Source organism: Streptomyces sp. NPDC002790, from assembly GCF_040295505.1.
GTDB lineage: Bacteria > Actinomycetota > Actinomycetes > Streptomycetales > Streptomycetaceae > Streptomyces.
Window position 1 is genome coordinate 37,717 of the sequence record NZ_JBEOVM010000021.1, and the last position, 14,625, is coordinate 52,341.

At 72.2% G+C, this 14,625-nt stretch carries 16 protein-coding genes; 2 read left to right on the plus strand and 14 right to left on the minus strand.

From position 1 onward, the window contains the following. Nucleotides 1-67: 67 nt before the first annotated feature. The 10 genes from lgt to ABT004_RS13245 all read right to left on the minus strand — a co-directional run bounded on the left by lgt (nt 68) and on the right by ABT004_RS13245 (nt 8,367). On the minus strand, nt 68-970 hold the full coding sequence (gene lgt / locus ABT004_RS13205) for a prolipoprotein diacylglyceryl transferase (RefSeq protein WP_451189546.1): 903 nt from the start codon (nt 968-970) through the stop codon (nt 68-70). A 73-nt stretch (nt 971-1,043) separates the two neighbouring features. Next, a complete protein-coding gene (locus tag ABT004_RS13210; RefSeq protein ID WP_351335168.1) occupies nt 1,044-1,820 on the minus strand; it encodes a thioredoxin domain-containing protein in 777 nt (258 codons plus the stop codon). Nucleotides 1,821-1,915: 95 nt separating this feature from the next. Then, entirely contained in the window at nt 1,916-2,746 is an 831-nt protein-coding gene (gene trpA, locus ABT004_RS13215; protein ID WP_351335171.1) for a tryptophan synthase subunit alpha, read from the minus strand. Beyond that, entirely contained in the window at nt 2,743-4,029 is a 1,287-nt protein-coding gene (gene trpB, locus ABT004_RS13220; RefSeq protein ID WP_351335174.1) for a tryptophan synthase subunit beta, read from the minus strand. Before trpB ends, trpA begins: the two co-directional genes overlap by 4 nt. 66 nt (nt 4,030-4,095) lie before the next feature. Further along, nucleotides 4,096-4,275: a tryptophan biosynthesis modulator TrpM gene (gene trpM / locus ABT004_RS36380; RefSeq protein WP_426904125.1), complete on the minus strand. Its 180-nt coding sequence runs from the start codon at nt 4,273-4,275 to the stop codon at nt 4,096-4,098. Between the two features lie 10 nt (nt 4,276-4,285). Continuing rightward, nucleotides 4,286-5,092 carry an indole-3-glycerol phosphate synthase TrpC gene (trpC, locus tag ABT004_RS13225; protein ID WP_351335176.1) on the minus strand — a complete coding sequence of 269 codons (807 nt, stop codon included), beginning with the start codon at nt 5,090-5,092 and terminating at the stop codon, nt 4,286-4,288. Between the two features lie 125 nt (nt 5,093-5,217). Next, a complete protein-coding gene (locus ABT004_RS13230) occupies nt 5,218-5,676 on the minus strand; it encodes a DUF2752 domain-containing protein (RefSeq protein ID WP_451189550.1) in 459 nt (152 codons plus the stop codon). Between the two features lie 109 nt (nt 5,677-5,785). After that, entirely contained in the window at nt 5,786-6,037 is a 252-nt protein-coding gene (locus ABT004_RS13235; protein ID WP_351335179.1) for an HGxxPAAW family protein, read from the minus strand. A gap of 129 nt (nt 6,038-6,166) precedes the next feature. Beyond that, entirely contained in the window at nt 6,167-6,823 is a 657-nt protein-coding gene (locus ABT004_RS13240; protein ID WP_351335182.1) for a TIGR02234 family membrane protein, read from the minus strand. Between the two features lie 71 nt (nt 6,824-6,894). After that, on the minus strand, nt 6,895-8,367 hold the full coding sequence (locus ABT004_RS13245) for an anthranilate synthase component I (protein WP_351335185.1): 1,473 nt from the start codon (nt 8,365-8,367) through the stop codon (nt 6,895-6,897). A gap of 78 nt (nt 8,368-8,445) precedes the next feature. Between ABT004_RS13245 and ABT004_RS13250 the strand changes: the two genes are divergently transcribed. Continuing rightward, nucleotides 8,446-8,952, plus strand: coding sequence for a hypothetical protein (locus ABT004_RS13250; RefSeq protein ID WP_351335187.1), 507 nt, complete (start codon nt 8,446-8,448; stop codon nt 8,950-8,952). Here ABT004_RS13250 and hisI read toward each other — a convergent pair. Beyond that, a complete protein-coding gene (gene hisI / locus ABT004_RS13255) occupies nt 8,933-9,310 on the minus strand; it encodes a phosphoribosyl-AMP cyclohydrolase (protein ID WP_351335190.1) in 378 nt (125 codons plus the stop codon). The genes ABT004_RS13250 and hisI overlap by 20 nt on opposite strands. 71 nt (nt 9,311-9,381) lie before the next feature. Between hisI and ABT004_RS13260 the strand changes: the two genes are divergently transcribed. Next, complete coding sequence (locus ABT004_RS13260; RefSeq protein ID WP_351335193.1) at nt 9,382-10,017, plus strand: TIGR03085 family metal-binding protein; 636 nt, start codon at nt 9,382-9,384, stop codon at nt 10,015-10,017. Here the strand turns inward: ABT004_RS13260 and ABT004_RS13265 are convergent. From ABT004_RS13265 to bdeA, 3 genes are all read right to left on the minus strand, one after another. Further along, the gene (locus ABT004_RS13265) at nt 9,989-11,254 is read right to left on the minus strand and encodes a PucR family transcriptional regulator (RefSeq protein ID WP_351335196.1); all 1,266 of its coding nucleotides are present in this window, start codon (nt 11,252-11,254) and stop codon (nt 9,989-9,991) included. The two genes, ABT004_RS13260 and ABT004_RS13265, sit on opposite strands and share 29 nt — an antisense overlap. A 187-nt stretch (nt 11,255-11,441) precedes the next feature. Beyond that, entirely contained in the window at nt 11,442-13,562 is a 2,121-nt protein-coding gene (locus tag ABT004_RS13270) for a LuxR C-terminal-related transcriptional regulator (protein WP_351335199.1), read from the minus strand. Nucleotides 13,563-13,663: 101 nt separating this feature from the next. Further along, a complete protein-coding gene (bdeA, locus tag ABT004_RS13275; RefSeq protein ID WP_451189555.1) occupies nt 13,664-14,548 on the minus strand; it encodes a bis(hydroxyethyl) terephthalate hydrolase in 885 nt (294 codons plus the stop codon). Nucleotides 14,549-14,625: the final 77 nt, after the last annotated feature.

Sequence of the window (14,625 nt, forward strand, 5' to 3'; positions counted from 1 at the left end):
CACACCGCAACGGCAAAGGGCGCCGAACCCACCGGCCCGGCGCCCTCACCCACGTACAGCCAAAACCTCACGTCTTTTTGTCGGAGGCCCCACTCTTCGAGAGGTCGACGTCGTCCTCGACGTCACCGTCACCCTCGTCCGCCGCCCCGTCGGAGACCTCCGGTTCGACGATCTCCTCGCGGCCCGGCCGCTTCCGCGCGGACACCACCATGTAGATCACGGCGAGCAGGAAGACGCCCAGCGCCGTCCAGCAGTTGAGGCGCAGGCCGAGGATGTGGTGCGCGTCGTCCACGCGCATGTACTCGATCCAGAACCGGCCCACGCAGTACGACGCGACGTACAGCGCGAACGCCCGCCCGTGCCCGAGCTTGAACTTCCGGTCGGCCCAGATGACGAGCAGCGCGACGCCGATGCACCACAGCGACTCGTACAGGAACGTCGGGTGGTACGTGCCCGGCACCCGCCCGTCCGTGTCCGAGGTGATCTTGAGGGCCCACGGCACATCGGTGGCCCGGCCGTACAGCTCCTGGTTGAACCAGTTGCCCCAGCGGCCGATGGCCTGGGCGAGGACGATGCCGGGTGCGAGGGCGTCGGCGTAGGCCGGGAGCGGGATGCCGCGGCGGCGGCAGCCGATCCAGGCGCCGACCGCGCCGAGGGCGATGGCGCCCCAGATACCGAGGCCGCCCTCCCAGACCTTGAAGGCGTCCACCCAGTCACGGCCCTCGCTGAAGTACAGCTCGTAGTCCGTGATCACGTGGTAGAGGCGACCGCCGACCAGGCCGAAGGGCACCGCCCACACGGCGATGTCGGCAACCGTGCCGGTCCGCCCGCCGCGGGCGATCCAGCGTCTGTTGCCGAGCCAGACGGCCACGAAGACGCCGATGATGATGCAGAACGCGTAGCCGCGCAGCGGAATGGGTCCGAGATGGACCACTCCTTGCTCGGGGCTGGGAATGAAGGCAAGTTCCATGGCAGGTCCGACGCTACCGTGCCGGGCCGCTGCCACGACGGGCAGCCCGGCAACGGCTGAGTAACGGCTCCGACTACTTGTTCGCCTCCTCGACCATCTTCTTGAACTTGGCCGGGGTCAGGCTCTGGTCGCTCAGGATGTCCTTGCCGTTGAGCCGGACCGTCGGCGTGCCGGTGTGCTTCGCGTCCTGGAAGGCCTTGTACGTCTTGTTCACCCAGCTGTCGTGCGTGCCCTTGTTCACACACGACTTGAACGTGCCCGTGTCGAGGCCACCGACCTTTCCGGCGAGCTCGATCAGCTTGTCGTTCTTCGCGAAGGCGTCGTCGGTTTCCTCCGGCTGGTTCTCGAACAGCACGTCATGGTAGTCGCGGAACTTCCCGGCGTCCTGCGAGCACGCCGCCGCGTTGGCCGCGCGGAGCGAGCCCGTGCCCTGCATGTTCGAGTCGATCAGCGTGACCAGGTGGTACTGCACCCTCAGCTCACCCGCGTCGGCGAGTTCGTGGATCGTCGAGCGGTAGGTGTCCTCGAAGGTCTTGCAGGCGGGACAGCGGAAGTCCTCCCAGACCTCCAGCGTCGACTTCGCACCGGCCTTGCCGACGGGGATCGCCAGCTCGTCCTTGCCGTCGGCGCCCTTCGGCGCGACCACGGGCCCCGCCGCCGCGTCACCAGAACTGTCGTCACCCGAATTCGCGGCGACCACCCCGATCACCGCGGCCAGGGCGAGCACACACACCACGGACGCGCCCACGATCAACGTCCTGCGCCGCTTCTCGGCGGACTTCTGCTTCTGGCGCTCTGCGGCAAGGCGTTCGCGGGCCGCGCGCTTTCCGTCTCGGTTCTTCTCGCTCACATCAGCGCCAACGAACCGGGAAGGCACGAGCGTGCCTCCCCGGTCCGGTTTCCATCCGTATGGGTGACGTGACTCCCTGTTACTACGGGTGGTTTCTAGCCCTTTTCCCTTACGCCCGCGGCGAGTTCACCGGCGAGGGCGCGCACCGCTTCGAATCCGGCCTTCTCGTCCGGGGCGTCCAGCATCCGCTTCACGAACGCCGAGCCGACGATGACCCCGTCCGCGAAACCGGCGACCTCCTTGGCCTGCTTCGCGTTGGAGACGCCGAGGCCCACGCACACCGGAAGGTCGGTCGTGGCCTTGGTGCGCTCGACGAGCTCCTTGGCCTGGTTGCCGACGGACTCGCGGGTGCCGGTGACGCCCATCAGGGACGCCGCGTACACGAAGCCCGAACCGGCCGCCGTGATGGTGGCCAGGCGCTCGTCCTTGCTGCTGGGCGCAACGACGAAGACGGTCGCGAGACCGTGCTTGTCCGCGTGCTCGCGCCACACCGCCGACTCCTGCACCGGCAGGTCCGGCAGGATGCAGCCCGCGCCGCCCGCCTCCGCGAGCTCGGTGGTGAACCGCTCGATGCCGTAGCGGTCGATGGGGTTCCAGTACGTCATGACGAGGACCGGCTTGCCGGTGGCCTCGTGCGCCTCGCGCACGGTGCGCATGACGTCCTTGACCTTCAGGCCGCCGCGCAGCGCGATGTCGTCGGCGGTCTGGATGACCGGGCCGTCGAGCACCGGGTCGGAGTGCGGCAGGCCCACCTCGACCACGTCGGCGCCGCCGTCGAAGGCGGCCTTGATCGCCTCGATGCCGCCGTCGACGGTCGGGAAACCGGCGGGCAGGTAGGCGATGAGGGCGGAGCGGCCCTCGGCCTTCGCGCCGACGAGGGTGTCGTCCAGCAGCTGTACGCCGCGACGATTTTCAGTGGCACTCACTTGGCGTCTCCCTCGATCTCGGCCACCGCGGTGTCGGCGTTCGCCGCCACGGCGCCGTCCGTGCCGTACAGGCCGAAGTAGCGCGCGGCCGTGTCCATGTCCTTGTCGCCGCGCCCGGACAGGTTGATGACGATCAGCCCGTCCCTGCCCAGCTCCTTGCCGACCTCCAGCGCGCCCGCGAGCGCGTGCGCGGACTCGATGGCCGGGATGATGCCCTCGGTCTGCGACAGCAGGCGCAGGGACTGCATCGCGGCGTCGTCCGTGACCGCGCGGTACTCGCCGCGGCCCGAGTCCTTGAGGTAGGCGTGCTCGGGGCCGATGCCCGGGTAGTCCAGGCCCGCCGAGATCGAGTACGGCTCGGTGATCTGGCCCTCCTCGTCCTGGAGGACGTAGGAGCGGGAGCCGTGCAGGATGCCGGGCTCGCCCGCGCTGAGCGTCGCCGCGTGCTCGCCGGTCTCGATGCCGTGCCCGGCCGGCTCGCAGCCGATCAGGCGGACGCCGGCGTCCGGGATGAACGCGTGGAACAGGCCGATGGCGTTCGAGCCGCCGCCGACGCAGGCGATCGCGGCGTCCGGGAGCCGGCCTGCGCGCTCCAGGATCTGGCGGCGCGCCTCGACGCCGATGACCCGGTGGAAGTCGCGGACCATCGCCGGGAACGGGTGCGGGCCCGCGACCGTGCCGAACAGGTAGTGCGTGTCGTCGACGTTGGCGACCCAGTCGCGGAACGCCTCGTTGATGGCGTCCTTGAGGGTGCGCGAGCCGGACTTCACGGCCTCGACCTCGGCACCCAGCATGCGCATCCGGGCCACATTGAGGGCCTGGCGCTCGGTGTCGATCTCGCCCATGTAGATCTTGCACTCGAGGCCGAGCAGCGCGCAGGCGGTGGCGGTCGCGACGCCGTGCTGGCCCGCGCCGGTCTCGGCGATGACGCGGGTCTTGCCCATGCGCTTGGTGAGCAGGGCCTGGCCGAGCACGTTGTTGATCTTGTGCGAGCCGGTGTGGTTCAGGTCCTCGCGCTTGAGGAAGACGCGGGCGCCACCTGCGTGCTCGGCGAACCGGGGCACCTCGGTGAGGGCGCTCGGGCGGCCCGTGTAGTTGACCAGGAGGTCGTCGAGCTCGGCGGCGAAGGCCGGGTCGTTCTTGGCCTTGTCGTACTCGACGGCGACCTCGTCCACGGCGGCGACGAGGGCCTCCGGGATGAACTTGCCGCCGAACGCGCCGAAGTACCCCTCGGCGGTGGGGACTTGACCCTCCGGGTCAGGGATGAAGTAGTCGCTGGACATGCGTGTGCCTCACGGTAGGTGTGTGATCACTAAAGGCCGTGGGGCGTGCGGAATCGCGCCTTGCGGTTACCCGTTTTTTGCGCAGTTCCCCGCGCCCCTTATAGGGGCGCCCTGCCATCGCATTCCGTTGATCTGGCCCGGTTCCGCACCGATGTGGTAGCGGACCCGGCGCCCGCGCACACGCCTCGCCGGCGCGCGGCAGCCGCGAGGGCGGCAGCCGGGGGCGAGGCGGGAGGCGATGGGCATGGCGGTGAGTTTAGCGTCCGTGGCGCAGGGCCGGGTGGGCACCTGCCGCGACGAGGTCGGCGACAGCGGACTTCGGGTCGCGGCCGGTCACCAGGGACTCGCCGACGAGGACGGCGTCCGCGCCCGCGTTGGCGTACGCGATCAGGTCGTGCGGGCCGCGCACACCGGACTCGGCCACCTTGACGATGTGGTCCGGGATGTCCGGGGCTACGCGCTCGAAGGTGCCGCGGTCGACCGAAAGGTCCTTGAGGTTGCGGGTGTTGATGCCGATGATCTTCGCCCCGGCGTCGATCGCCCGCTCCACCTCGTCCTCGTCGTGCGCCTCGACGAGCGGCGTGAGGCCGATGGACACGGCGCGCTCGATGAGGGACTCCAGAGCGGGCTGCTCCAGGGCCGCGACGATCAGCAGCGCGAGGTCGGCGCCGTACGCGCGGGCCTCCCACAGCTGGTACGACGTGACGATGAAGTCCTTGCGCAGGATCGGGATGTCGACCTTGGCGCGGACGGCCTCGAGGTCGGCGAGCGAGCCGCCGAAGCGGCGCTGCTCGGTGAGGACGGAGATGACGGCCGCGCCGCCCGCCTCGTAGTCGGCGGCGAGGGCGGCCGGGTCGGCGATCGCGGCGAGCGCACCCTTGGAGGGGCTGGACCGCTTGACCTCGCAGATCACCTTGACGCCGTCGCCCTTGAGCGCGGCAACCCCGTCCTTGGCCGGGCGAGCCTGCTCCGCGCGCTCCTTGAGCTCGTCGAGGCTGACGCGCGCCTGCCGCTCCGCAAGGTCGGCACGGACTCCGTCGATGATCTCGTCGAGCACACTCACGCGAGCGGACTCCTTTCCGGGCATCCCCTGGGCGTTCATCTGGTCTTTGTGAATGGTATCCGTCGAAGGGCGAAGGTCCCGCATCCGGTTGACACCGGTCCCACTACCTGGACAAACACTATTGATCAAGGGCTTAGGAAGCCACCGAACGGCAGGTTCCGGACAACGGTGAAGGCGAGCACGATCCCGCCGACGACCCACAGCTGTACGCGGCCGAGCGCGAGGCTCACGGGCCTGCCGCGGGCCGCCCGTACCGCCCACACCGTCCACACCACGGCGAACAGCGCGTAGCCGACGACGGCGAGGGCATTGGCGCCGAGCGCGCCCGTGAGGTCCCCGTGCGCGATCGCGTGCGCGCTGCGCAGTCCGCCGCAGCCGGGGCAGTAGACGCCGGTGAGCCGGAGGAGCGGGCAGGCCGGGTAGTGGCCGGGCTCATTGGGGTCGACGGCGCCCACATAGGCGAAGGCGAGGGCGACACCGCCGAGCACACCGAGCGGGACGGCCAGCCGGCGCAGGGCGCCGAAGCGGGCGGGGGCGGCGTCGAGGTCGGGATCGGTGTCGGTGTCGGTCGTCTCCACGGTCACCCGTGAATTCTGCATCCGCGGGGCGGCGACCGCTCCCCGGGAAACGCGAAAGGGGCAGGGCGGCCGGTCGGTCGGCCGCTCCACCCCTTCCGCGGGTATGTGGGAGAACTCAGGCTCCTGAGCCCGCGGGCTGCGCCGCGCCGGCGGACTTGAGCTGCAGCTCGGCACGCTTCGGCTTGCCCATGCCCATGGCGCTCATCACGCCGCCGACGACCGCGGCGAGCGCCAGCAGGGCCATGCCGACCCAGAAACCGGCGACGTTGCTCATCACCATGAAGGTGCCAGCGACACAGAAACCGATGAAGGCGATGATGACACCGGTCCAGGCGGCCGGGGTGTGTCCGTGGCTGCTGTCCGCCATGGCTTGCTCCTCGTTGCTTATGGCCTATGCGTACGCATGACGTACGACGTTCCTATCTATTGTCCCGTACTCGCACGCATGCTCGGCACGCGGGGTCGGGACGCCCGTCCTGATCCAAACGACAGGGCCCTAGGCGCCGGTCGGGTCCTCGCCGCGGTCGAGGGCCTTCCAGAGCTCCTCGGGGCGCTCCGGGTCCACGGCCTTGGCGCGGCGCGAACGCGGAGCGCCGGAGCGCTCGTAGCGGCCGCCCATCGAGGGCCAGGCCGCGCCGTAGATCACGGCGAGGATCCCGGCGATCAGGATGAGTGCGCCGCCGACCGCCGAGACGTACGGCCACGCGGTGCTGCTCAGCGCGTGGATGGTGGCGGAGGCGTCCCCCGCGGCCTGCGCCGCCTTCTCGTCGAGCGCGGCGCTGTCGCGCGCCCCGAGCACGGCGGCGGCGACGGCTCCCGCGCCGCTGAGCGCGAGCAGCAGGGCGACCAGGACGCGGCCGACCTTGCGGACCGCGAACACGGCGACGAGCGCCGCGAGGCCCACGATGGCGAGGGCAGCGGGGACGCCCGTGACGTCGCTGCCCTTGGCCGTCAGCGGCAGCTTGCCGCCGGCGACGGCGGCGACGCCCGAGCACCACTCCTGCCGGGAGGCGAGCAGCGCGATCGCGGCTCCCGCGGCTCCGCAGAGCAGGGCGACGGCAAGGCTGCGCCGGCCGTTCGACGAGGAAGCGGCCGACTCGGCCGGCTCGGCGGCATCGGTTCGGGGGTGCGGTACAGCAGTCACGTACTCCACTATCGCCTGTCTGTACGGGTTTAGGTGAGCCGGGGCGCGGAGTCGTGCGTCACGTCACAGGGCGTTGTGCCTCACATCCGGTTCGCGGTGTGCACGGCGCGCAGCACCGCCGCCGCCTTGTTGCGGCACTCGGTGTCCTCGGCGACCGGGTCGGAGTCGGCGACGACACCCGCGCCCGCCTGCACGTACGCGGTGCCCTCGCGCAGCAGCGCGGTGCGGATGGCGATGGCCGTGTCGGAGTCGCCCGCGAAGTCGAGGTAGCCGACGCAGCCGCCGTAGACGCCGCGGCGTGACGGCTCCAGCTCGTCGATGATCTGGAGCGCGCGCGGCTTGGGGGCGCCGGACAGGGTGCCGGCGGGGAAGCAGGAGGTCAGCACGTCGAAGGCGGTGTGCTCCTCGCGGACCTGCCCCGTCACCGTCGACACGATGTGCATGACGTGGCTGTACTTCTCGATGGACATGAAGTCGACGACCTCGACGGAGCCGGGCTCGCAGACCCGCCCCAGGTCGTTGCGCCCGAGGTCGACGAGCATCAGGTGCTCGGCCCGCTCCTTGGGGTCGCCGAGCAGTTCCTCGGCGAGGTCGTGGTCCTCCTGCGGGGTCGCGCCGCGCGGCCGGGTCCCGGCGATCGGGTGCACCATGGCGCGCCCGTCCTCGACCTTGACGAGCGCCTCGGGCGAGGAGCCGACGACGTCGAACCCGTCGAAGCGGAACAGGTACATGTACGGGGAGGGGTTGGTCGCCCGCAGGACCCGGTACACGTCCAACGCGCTTGCGGTGCAAGGGGTTTCGAAGCGCTGGGACGGTACGACCTGGAAGGCCTCGCCCGCCCTGATCCGCTCCTTGATGTCCTCGACGGCGTCCTGGTACTGCTTGCCGCCCCAGAGCGCGCTGAATTCGGGGACCTCGGACGGCGGGAGGGCCACGGGCGCGCTCTCGACCGGCTTCGCGAGGTCGGCCTCCATGGCGTCGAGGCGGGCGACGGCGTCGGCGTACGCCTCGTCGACGCCGGTCTCCAGGTCGTTGTGGTTGATCGCGTTGGCGATCAGCAGGACCGACCCGTCCCAGTGGTCGAGCACGGCGAGGTCGCTGGTGAGCAGCATCGTCAGCTCGGGGAGCTTGAGGTCGTCGCGCTCCCCCGGGCCGACCTTCTCGAGGCGGCGCACGATGTCGTAGCCGAGGTAGCCGACCATGCCGCCGGTGAACGGGGGCAGGCCCTCGTAGCGGGGCGTGTGCAGTGTCTGGACGGTGGCGCGCAGGGCGGCGAGGGGGTCGCCGTCGACGGGGACACCGACGGGCGGTGTACCCAGCCAGTGCGCCTGTCCGTCGCGCTCGGTGAGCGTCCCGGCGGAGCGTACGCCGACGAACGAGTACCGGGACCAGGAGCGGCCGTTCTCCGCGGACTCCAGGAGGAACGTGCCGGGCCGCTCGGCGGCCAGCTTGCGGTACAGACCGACGGGCGTGTCACCGTCCGCGAGGAGCTTGCGGCTGACGGGGATCACTCGGCGGTCGGTCGCGAGCTTGCGGAAGGTCTCGAGGTCCATGGCAGGAGCCTACTTCCGTCGGGGGGACGCCCCGCGCGCCTGGTCGAGGGGTGGACGGCGTCCCGCTAGAAGGGAGCGGTGACGAAGAACAAGAGCCACCGAAACCCCCGCATCGCGAGCGCCCTGTCCGGGATCGCCCTCGCCGCCGTCGCCGTGACCGCGCTGACCGGCGCCGCGCCCGTCCCTGCTTCCGCCTCCGGTGACTGGGCCGCGCCCGCTCCCCGAGACGTCGAGGCGCGGGTCGAGGCCGCGGGCCTGAAGATGCTCGACTCCGAGAAGCTGACCATGCACATCCACCCGCACCTGACCGTGTACGCGGGCGGTCGCCAGGTGACCGTGCCCGCCGACATCGGCATCGACCGCTCCGGCGCGAAGCCCCGGTACAGCCCGCTGCACACGCACGACACCAGCGGCACCGTGCACGTGGAGTCGGCCCAGTGGCGGGACTTCACGCTCGGCCAGTTCCTCACGGAGTGGGGCGTGCGTCCCACGTGCCGCGCCGAGGTCGACGGCGCCCCGGTGGCCGGGGACCCGGCCCGGATCGTCTTCCGGGACGGTCAGGAGATCACGCTGCGCTGTCGCTGATCGGCAGTTCGTCGCGGTCGAAGCAGGTGCGGGCTCCGGTGTGGCAGGCGGCGCCCACCTGGTCGACCTTCACGAGCACGGTGTCGGCGTCGCAGTCGAGGGCGACCGACTTCACGTGCTGGAAGTGACCGGAGGTGTCGCCCTTGACCCAGTACTCCTGGCGGCTGCGCGACCAGTACGTGCAGCGTCCCGTGGTCAGGGTGCGGTGCAGCGCCTCGTCGTCCATCCAGCCGAGCATGAGCACCTCGCCGGTGTCGTACTGCTGGGCGATGGCGGGGATCAGGCCGTCGGCGCTGCGCTTGAGGCGGGCGGCGATGGCCGGGTCGAGGCTGCTGATGGGTTCCGGCGCGCTGGTCATACGGACCATTGTGCCGCGCCGAGCCGGACGTCCACTGTCCGGTGTGGCACGGCCGGTCGTAGGCTGGCGGCATGTCGACCCATGCCAAGCGTGAACGACTTCTGCTAGCCGATCTGTTGGAGGCGTCGGGCCCCGACGCCCCCACCCTGTGTGAGGGCTGGAACGCCCGGGACCTCGCGGCGCACGTGGTGGTGCGCGAGCGCCGCCCGGACGCCGCGGGCGGCCTCCTCGTCAAACAGCTCGCGTCGCGCCTGGAACGGGTGCAGGCCGAGTTCGCGGAGAAGCCGTACGAAGAGCTGATCCAGCTGATCCGCACCGGGCCGCCGCGCTTCTCGCCGTTCTCGCTGAAGCAGATCGACGAGGCGTCGAACGCGATCGAGTTCTACGTCCACACCGAGGACGTACGCCGTGCGCAGCCCGACTGGACGCCGCGCGAGCTCGATCCGGTCTTCGCCGACGTCCTGTGGTCGCGCCTGGAGCGGATGGCGCGGGTGATGGGCCGCAAGGCGCCCGTCGGCCTGGTGCTGCGCCGCCCCGACGGCCAGACGGCGGTGGCCCACCGCGGCGCTCCCGTGGTCACGGTGACGGGTGCGCCCTCGGAGCTGGTGATGTTCGTGTTCGGCCGGCAGGAGGCGGCGGACGTGGAGATGGACGGCGAGAAGTCGGCGGTCGACCGGCTCACCGAGACGAAGGCGCTGGGGCTCTGACCGCCTGCGCCTGAAGCCGGTGCGCGCTGAGGGCGAGGCCCAGTTCCACCAGGTCGGCGGGGCGGGCGAGGCTGCGGCCCGTGAGCTGTTCGCAGCGGCGCAGCCGGTTCAGGACGGTGTTGCGGTGGCAGTAGAGGCGGGTGGCGGCGCGCTGCGCCGAGCCGTCGCAGTCCAGCCAGGCCGTCAGGGTGTCGAGCAGCAGGGTCCGGTCGGCCGGCGGCAGGGCGAGCAGTGGGCCGAGCACACGGTCGGCGAGGATCCGGCCGAGCGCGGGCGCGGCGGCGACGAGCGCGGCGGGCAGTTGCTCGTCCAGGAGTACGGTGCCGCCGCCCTCCGGGCAGATGCGCAGCGCGGTCTCGGCGAGCCGCCGGGCGCCGCCCACGGCGGCGAGCCCTTCGACGGCGGGGCTGATGCCGACGCGCAGGCCGGGTCTGCGGTGACAGAACTCCCGTAGCACGGCGGCGAGTTGAGGCATGTCAGGCGCGTCAAGGCCCCCGAGGTCGACGATGGCGCGGTCGGCCTCGGCGGCGGTGTGCCACACGGCCCGTACGGCACCCGGCAGGGTGGGCCGCGGCGCGCCCCGGCTGCCGCCGGCGGCGGTGAGCACCGCGTACCGGCCGCTTTCCGGCAGGTCGAGCGCGGTGGCGGCGTCCGGCAGGTCGGCGATGCGGATCGCGCCGTCGAGGAGGGCCGCGGCCATGATTCTGCGCCGGTTCTCGCGCCGCCAGGTGAGTTCGCGCTCGGCGCGGCGGTAGGACGCGGCGACGTGCGCACAGTGCTCGTCGACGTAATTCCACACGTCGACGGCGAGATGGACGAGCAGGTGCGCGTCCTCGGGATGACGCAGGGTCACCTCGTCGACGAGCGCCTGCCAGACCAGGGCGCCGCCGAGCCGGAAGGCGTGCGACACGGCGTCGAGCGGAAACCCGCGGGCGGCGCGGGCGGCGCCGATCCGGGCGGAGCAGACGCGGGCGGCGTCCCGGTTGCGCGCGGGGTCGAGCAGCGAGGCGACGCTGTGCCGCAGCGAACGCTGGATCTCCGCGCGTACGTCGCCGGGGTCGGTGTCGAGGACGGCGCGGTAGACCGGCTCCTGCTCGTACAGCTGCGCCGCCAACCGGTCGGTGAGCGTGGGCAGTTGGCCGAGGAGCGGTCGTGCGGCGCGGCGCAGGACGGCGACCGCGTCCGAACCGGCGCCGGCCCGTGCGGGGGGTCGGGGACGTACGAGATGCGCGGGCATGGCGGTCCTCCACGGCTCGGCTCACGAGTCCGCAGAATGACATACCGTCTGGTCGGTCTCCAGCCCTAGCGACAAACGTGCAGGTGTACCCCCTCACGCCACGGGGCTCCGCTTGATCCATCAAGCCCCTGCGGCGATTGAGCAGGCCCGTCCGGCAGGACTTTCGGGAAGGGGTGGGGTGGGGCATTCAGGGGCGTCCCGCCGCCTCCGTGCGGTCCACCAGTCGGGTCAGTTCGACGCGGGAGCGGACACCCAGCCGGTCGAAGACGTTGCGCAGGTGGTGGTCCACCGTGCGGGGGCTCACCGAGAGCCGGCGGGCGACCTCGCGGTTGGTGTCACCCGTCGCGACGCAGCGGGCGATCCGCAACTGCTGCGGCGTCAACTCCGCAAGTCTGCCCGGAGGTTCGACGTCATCCGGCGACTCGCCCGTGGCCCGCAGCTCGGCCGCCACCTGCCCGACCCAGACCGAGGCCCCGCACCGCTCGAAGGCCACGAGGGCATCGCGCAGCAACGTACGGGCACGCGCCGGGCGTCGGGTGCGGCGCAGCCACTTGCCGTAGAGGGCGAGGGTGCGGGCCCGTTCGAAGTCGCCGCCCGCGTGCTCGTGGCGGTCGAGGGCCTCGTCGAAGCGGGGCTCGGCGGTGGCAGGGTCTCTCCACGCCAACAGGGCTTGGCAGCGCGCCAGTTGGGCCGGACCGAGCGGGTCGTAGCCGCGCTCGGCCCACACCGAGAACTCCTCGACCGCGACCCGCGCCCCGTCCGGCTCCCCCGCGAGGACGGCGGCTTCCACCAGGCACGGGACGGCGAGCATCCGCACGGCGAAGTGACCGCGACGGGGCCCGGGTCCGACGAGCGGGCCGAGCCGGGCGGCGGCCCGCGCCGCGTCGCCGCGCGCCAGATCGGCGCGGGCCAGGGCCCATTGCGCGAGGGTCGCGGCCTGTACGAGACCGTGCAGGCCCGCGATGTCCTGCGCGGCGGCGGCATGGCGGGCGACGGTGCCGATGTCGCGGTCGAGCGAGGCGACGAGGGCAAGGACGGCATGCTGGTGCGCGAGCACGTTGCGCTGCCCCGCGACGAGCGCGGCCCGCACCCCCTCCTCGGCATGGACGCGAGCGCGGGCGTGCCGCCCGGAGCGCAGCTCACCGTAGGCCAACAGCTCCAGGGCGCGCGGCAGTTCGACCCCCGCGTCCCGGTCCCGCGCGGCGGCGAGCGCACGGCTGCCCAGGCGGCACGCCGCGTCGACGTCCCCGGCGACCAGGGCGGCGGCCCCGGCCAGCAGCAGCGCACCCGGCTCCCGCTCCCCTGCCGACCGCGCCACGACCCGCCGCAACGCGACCCGCCCCACCCCGGCCCGCTCCCCCAGCGACGCGGCCATGCCGTCCCGGTAGTCGCGGGCGGAGCGGGCGGCGTCCTCCGCAACCCCCCGGCCGCCGCCCAGGGCTCCGGCACGCCACGGGCCCCCGGTCGGCCCTGCCGCCTGCAGATACCCGTCGGCGTCGCCCACGGCCCATGAGGCCTCCGCCGCGCCGAGGCGGGCTTCGAGGGAGACCGGTTCGGGACAGAGGTGAGCCGCCAGCAGCAGCGACTCACGGGCGTCCGCCACCGGCCCGTCGCGCAACGCGAGGAGACCACGAACCAGAGCGACCCGCCCTCGCAGACCACCCACCTCAAGCGCGCCGCAACTCCGTACGGAATCCGTGACCAGCGCGCCGCCGCCCCGCACGGCATCCGGGACCAGCGCGGCACACCCCCGCGCGGCACCCGAGGCAGGCGCGGCGCAGCTCCACACGACGCCCCGCCCCGCCAAGTCGCCCACCTCGTCGAGGAGTTCACGTGCCCGGTGCGGGCGGCCCGCGAGGCGGGCGTGGTCCGCTGCCGCGACCAGGCGCTCGGCGCGGTCCATCGGGTCGTCCGCGAGCCGTGCCGCGTGGGTGAGCGCCGTGGTGCGTTCGCCGTGCGAGGCGCCTTCCGCCGCGGCGAGTTCCGCGCCGAGCTCCGGGTCCGGGTAGGCCGCGCCGAGCAGCCGGTGCAGCAGCGCCGCCGAGCCCGTCGCCGCGGCGGCGAGCAACTGGTGTGCGGCTCTGCGCCGTTCCGGCCGCACGGCCCCGTACAGGCGACGCCGGCCGGGGAGGTGGAGACGGCCGTCGGGCCCGCGGCGCAGGCCCGCCCGTTCGGCCGCGTCCAGGGCGTCCGCGCCGAGCCCGGCGGCCTCGGCCGCCCGCAGCACGAGCCCCGCGTCGACACCGGGCCCCTCGGGGTCGGCCTCGTACGCGGCGGCGGCAAGCAACAGGACGGTTCTTCCGCTCACTTGCCGCACGCTAGTCGCGAACCGTCGCACGCACAGCGCCGGTTGGGCAGGAACCCAACCGGCGCGTGCGTACGCTGTCGCGGCGCACAGATCTCAGAACGTCACGACGTGTGCGGGCAGTTGCCCCGGTACTCCGCGATCGTCAGGCTCGAACTCGGCAGCGGGCAGAGGAACTGCTCGTACCGGGTGTCGTTGTCCACGAAGCGCTTGAGCCACGAAATGCTGTACTTCGCGATCGTGGTGTTGGACGTGTTCGGCGTGAAGTGCGTGGCTCCGCGCAGCTCCAGGTACGCCTTGTCCAGCGAGCCCGAAAGGCTCTGGTAGAACGGCTCGGAGTGCGAGGCCACCGGCGCGATCGTGTCACCGTCGGCGCCCACGACGAGCGTCGGGGTCTTGACCTCGGGCCAGGTCTTGTCGAGGTTCCAGCCGGTGAGCGGGATCGCCGCCTGGAGCGAGGGCCGGCTCTTGGCCGCCTCCAGCGTTCCGCCGCCGCCCATGGAGTGGCCCATGACGCCGAGCCGGCTCGTGTCGATGCGGCTGCGCACCGAGCTCTTCTCCGTCAAGTAGTCGAGCGCGGAAAGGAGTTGCTTGCCGCGACTGTCCGGCTGGTCGAGCGTGGTGTTGGTGTCGATGGTGAAGACGACGAAGCCCTGCGAGGCGAGCCGCGGGCCCAGCCAGGCGATGGACGACTGGTACGCCGTGTAGCCCGGCGAGATCGCGACCGCGCCGAACGTGCCGTCCGCCGTCGACGTCGGATAGTAGATGGTGCCGCCGCCGAAGCCGCTCACGCTCAGCGAGGACACGTTGGCCTGCGAGACGGCGTAGGAGCCGCGCGAGGCCTCGATGCTGGAGACGGTCGGGGCGGGGCCGCGCTCGTAGGGGTTCTCGGCCGCCTCTGCGGTCAGGGCCTGCTGGGTGGCGAGGCCGCCGAGGGCCAGCAGGGTGGCAAGTCCCGTACGGATGAGGCGGGTTCGGAACGTGCTCACGGCTCGCCCGGCGTGCACGGGGGGCGCCGCACTTCTGTGCTGCTGCACGATGACGGGTTCCTCTCGGAAGGGCGGAG

What these genes read in the sequence shown, in the direction of transcription:
- ABT004_RS13265 (WP_351335196.1), bottom strand. Translation starts at nt 11,254, where the DNA reads ATGCCCGCGCATCTCGTACGTCCCCGACCCCCCGCACGGGCCGGCGCC.
- trpB (WP_351335174.1), bottom strand. Translation starts at nt 4,029, where the DNA reads ATGTCCAGCGACTACTTCATCCCTGACCCGGAGGGTCAAGTCCCCACC.
- hisI (WP_351335190.1), bottom strand. Translation starts at nt 9,310, where the DNA reads ATGACCAGCGCGCCGGAACCCATCAGCAGCCTCGACCCGGCCATCGCC.
- trpM (WP_426904125.1), bottom strand. Translation starts at nt 4,275, where the DNA reads ATGCCCATCGCCTCCCGCCTCGCCCCCGGCTGCCGCCCTCGCGGCTGC.
- ABT004_RS13245 (WP_351335185.1), bottom strand. Translation starts at nt 8,367, where the DNA reads ATGGACCTCGAGACCTTCCGCAAGCTCGCGACCGACCGCCGAGTGATC.
- ABT004_RS13260 (WP_351335193.1), top strand. Translation starts at nt 9,382, where the DNA reads ATGTCGACCCATGCCAAGCGTGAACGACTTCTGCTAGCCGATCTGTTG.
- lgt (WP_451189546.1), bottom strand. Translation starts at nt 970, where the DNA reads ATGGAACTTGCCTTCATTCCCAGCCCCGAGCAAGGAGTGGTCCATCTC.
- ABT004_RS13235 (WP_351335179.1), bottom strand. Translation starts at nt 6,037, where the DNA reads ATGGCGGACAGCAGCCACGGACACACCCCGGCCGCCTGGACCGGTGTC.